Here is a 1,217-nt window from a genome sequence, read left to right as displayed (position 1 = left end):
TCGGCGCCGTCCCATTCGTCATGCTGCTCGATCAGGACGTGCCCGGCCAGGCGCAGCAGCGCGGCCGGGTTGGGGAACGTGCCGACGACGTCGGTGCGGCGTTTGATCTCCTTGTTTACCCGTTCCAGCGGGTTCGTGGACCAGATCTGCCGCCAGTGCTGGAACGGAAACTGGCAGAACGCGAGCAGGTCGTCCTCGGCGTCCTCGAGCATGTCCGCGACCTTCGGGTGCGAGCGGCTCAGCATGCGGACGACCTCGTGGAACTGGGTGAACACGTGCTCGGTATCGGGCTGCGCGAAGATCGTGCGGATGATCGATGCGACCATCGGCCCGGCCGCCTTCGGAACCGCGGTGAGCACATTCCTCATGAAATGGACCCGGCACCGCTGCCAGCTGGCGCCTTGGAACACGGTGTCGACCGCGGCGATCAGCCCGGTGTGCGCGTCGCTGATCACGAGCTTCACCCCGCCGAGCCCTCGGGCCTTCAACGAGCGGAGGAACGTGGTCCAGAACGGCTGCGATTCGGTCTCGCCGACCTCAAAGCCGAGCACTTCCCTGCGCCCGTCCGCGGCGACCCCGATCGCGACGACCACGGCCTGCGACACCACCCGCCGGCCGACGCGGGCTTTGCAGTAGGTCGCGTCGAGGAACACATACGGGTAGGTGGTGTCCGCCAGCGGCCGGTCCCGGAACGCGGCGACGTCCTCGTCCAGGTTCGCGCAGATCCGCGACACCTCCGACTTCGAGATCCCGGTGTCCACGCCCAGCGCCTTCACGAGGTCGTCGACCTTGCGAGTCGAGACGCCGTGGACATAGGCCTCCATCACGACCGCGAACAGTGCTTGGTCGACCCGGCGGCGTCGTTCCAGCAGCGACGGGAAGAAACTGCCGGTCCGCAGCTTCGGGATCCGCAACTCCAGATCTCCGGCCGTGGTGCTGACGGTCTTCGGTCGGGTGCCGTTGCGTTGCGTCACCCGATCCGGGGAGCGTTCGTATGGGGCGGCGCCGATGAACGCGGCCGCTTCCGCGTCGATCAGCTCCTGGTAGAGGGCTTCGGTCGCGACCCGGATCCGGTCGCTGACGTCGGTGAGTTTCAGTTCCCCGAGGAGCTCGAGGAGGGCAGACTGGTCAAGAGCCATCGTGCGTTGTGTCCTTCTGTGAGTAGCTTTAGCCGGTTCTCACTGACCATCGCACGATGGCTCACCAACGTCTACGAC

Annotated in this window: 1 protein-coding gene; it reads right to left on the bottom strand. The window is 66.5% G+C overall.

Annotation, left to right across the window (positions count from 1 at the left end):
* Window positions 1-1,139: IS256 family transposase (locus AC3A46_RS19485; RefSeq protein ID WP_487666694.1), on the bottom strand; the 1,139-nt coding region annotated here is incomplete at its 3' end.
* Window positions 1,140-1,217 lie beyond the last annotated feature (78 nt).

The organism is Microbacterium sp. Soil_C_42, assembly GCF_057656735.1.
This window is presented reverse-complemented; position numbering and strand designations above follow the sequence as displayed.